This window comes from Stieleria sp., from assembly GCF_041595215.1.
GTDB classification, from domain to species: Bacteria; Planctomycetota; Planctomycetia; order Pirellulales; family Pirellulaceae; genus Stieleria; species Stieleria magnilauensis.
Genome location: NZ_JBFHKV010001275.1, coordinates 1 through 2,188, shown reverse-complemented (window position 1 = coordinate 2,188; position 2,188 = coordinate 1). Strand labels below are relative to the sequence as shown.

4 protein-coding genes are annotated in these 2,188 nt (G+C 57.9%); 3 read left to right on the top strand and 1 reads right to left on the bottom strand.

Annotated elements, in window-relative coordinates; translation table 11 throughout:
* On the bottom strand, nucleotides 1-379 hold a 379-nt coding region (locus ABX749_RS30500), incomplete at its 3' end, for a universal stress protein (RefSeq protein ID WP_372899355.1).
* Between the two features lie 371 nt (nucleotides 380-750).
* Here ABX749_RS30500 and ABX749_RS30495 point away from each other — a divergent pair.
* From ABX749_RS30495 to ABX749_RS30485, 3 genes are all read left to right on the top strand, one after another.
* Nucleotides 751-918 carry a DUF1328 domain-containing protein gene (locus ABX749_RS30495; RefSeq protein WP_145212061.1) on the top strand — a complete coding sequence of 56 codons (168 nt, stop codon included), beginning with the start codon at nucleotides 751-753 and terminating at the stop codon, nucleotides 916-918.
* A gap of 61 nt (nucleotides 919-979) precedes the next feature.
* The gene (locus ABX749_RS30490) at nucleotides 980-1,312 is read left to right on the top strand and encodes a hypothetical protein (protein ID WP_372899354.1); all 333 of its coding nucleotides are present in this window, start codon (nucleotides 980-982) and stop codon (nucleotides 1,310-1,312) included.
* Between the two features lie 121 nt (nucleotides 1,313-1,433).
* Nucleotides 1,434-2,000, top strand: a complete 567-nt coding sequence (locus ABX749_RS30485) for a TIGR03067 domain-containing protein (RefSeq protein WP_372899353.1) — start codon at nucleotides 1,434-1,436, stop codon at nucleotides 1,998-2,000.
* The last annotated feature ends 188 nt before the right edge of the window (nucleotides 2,001-2,188 follow it).

The following is a 2,188-nucleotide window of genomic DNA, read 5'->3' as shown; positions in this document are numbered from 1 at the left end:
ATTCCAAGGGCGTATCGCGGCTCAGGATGATCAGGTCCGATCGTTGGGCCTCCGTCACGATCTGCTCTGTCACATCCCCGCTTTTTCCACAACACTCGACGCTGATCCCGGCAGTGCGACATCGCTGTTGGAAAGCGTCCAGGTTTTGCCGGGCCCGTTCGCGTAGCTGCCGGATCTCCCGTCGACGCTCCGCCTCGGCCGTCTCATCGGCGACGCCATAGATCGCAAGTTCCGTGTCGTCTTCGTCGACAATGTCGATGCCCACCAATCGGCATCCGTAGCGGCTGGCGAATTGAATCGAAAAATCCACGGCCACGTGACCGTTGGCGGAGCCGCCCACCCCGACCAACACGCGTTGCAGGTTCGAGACTTGGTTCATTGAATTTCCTTCTTGCTCGACGGTGGCAAAACGATGCGCATTGTCGCAAATCGTGCGCCATGCCGTGACAGGTTGTTTGCGACAACGAGTCACCCGCGACGGCTCCACTCCGCCTCACACCGCTCTTCATCTCTTCATCATACCCGCTCACATCCGTTCAAGTGCATTGAAGATCGGCCCTTGCTCGGTTCTCGACCACGGTGGGTTCCCGGCATCCAGGCCAACCGATCCAACCCGGTGATTTACGGGCTTTTCGCGTTGGATTCACGCAAACATTTGATTTGGCACGGCAATCGCGTCGCTCGGTTGGCACTCGGCGAGTGGTGAAGTCCACCGCTTTGAAACAACCTGTTTAAACCCTGGAGATTGACATGTTGAGTTGGGCACTGACCTTTTTGGTGATTGCATTGATCGCCGCCGTCCTCGGATTCGGCGGCCTCGCCGGAACCGCTGCCACCATCGCAAAAATATTGTTCGTCGTGTTCCTGGTGTTGTTCATCATCGGACTGATCATGGGCCGTCGCGGTCCGGCCGTCTGACCGCTGGGGCAACCACTGGCGATGTCATGGTGACCGTGGACGAATGCGTTGCAGGGTCCAAGTGCCCGACATTTTGACGACAGCCATTCCCGTCACTGCAGACCGTCAGTTCTGTCCGTTTAGCTCTCAATCGTTTTTTTGGAGAAAGGTGATGCGCGCGATCATTGGTATAGCAATCCTGCTACTTGTTCTGGCTTGGGTCGGCTGGGTGCAATTCAGTTCACCCGAGGGTGATCCGACGATGCGCGTCGATACCGACAGAGTTCGGCAGGACACCGCCGTGATCGTCGAGAAGTCCAAACAGGTGCTCGACGAAACGGCGGAGAAAGTGGATGCCAGCCTGGACACCGAACCGCATGACCCTGACACCGAACCAGTTGAGACGGAACAGTAGCAGTCGACGCGGGCAACATGCATTGCATGCCTCGCGTCATCCGATGGAGCCACGCCCCCTGACGATTGACGACATTCAGTGATCGCGACGATCCAACCATTTTCAGCCTTGGAGACAAACCATGACCAACCGATTTTGCGCCGTGCTGGCGATTGTGTGCAGTTCCATGTTCGCGGTCCCGCCCGCGCTGGCCGAAGAGAAACCGGCCGAAGAGAAACCGGCCCGAGAGAAGCCGAACGATACGCTGACCGAAAAGCTGCAAGGTCGCTGGGAAGTCGTCTCGGGTGTCAACCAAGGCCGCGAGCTGAGCGAATTGGAGGTCGAGGGGACCTATGTCACGATCTCGATCAATCGAATTGTCACCTATGATCGTGACGACCAACAGCGGTTCCGCGCCGTGTTTCGCATCGACTCGTCGACCAAACCCGCGAAGATCACCATGACGTCGGTGCCACAGCTGGCCAGACCCAGCGAGATCGACCCGCCACCAAAACCGGACACGGCGGTCGCGGAGGGCATCATCCGATTCGACAACGATCATCGTTGGACGTTGTGCTACGCACTGAACGGCGCCGATCGGCCGAAGGACTTCCAGTCGCCCAAAGGCAGCAAGAACATGCTGCTGACCTTGGAACGAAACCCTGGCGATCCGACTCCCGATGAGTTAACCAAGAACAAGTCCAACTAGTGTACTTTTTCTCGCCACCTTTTTCGGTCGTGGGTACGGTGACGAGTCCTGTTGAAAGTTGAAACCATGCTTGACTCCGTTGATTTAGCGAACCTGCAAGCGATCGCGATCTCGGCCGCGTGCGGTGGGGTGCTCGGGATCGAGCGTGAAATCGCCGGCAAACCCGCCGGGATCCGCACGCACATCTT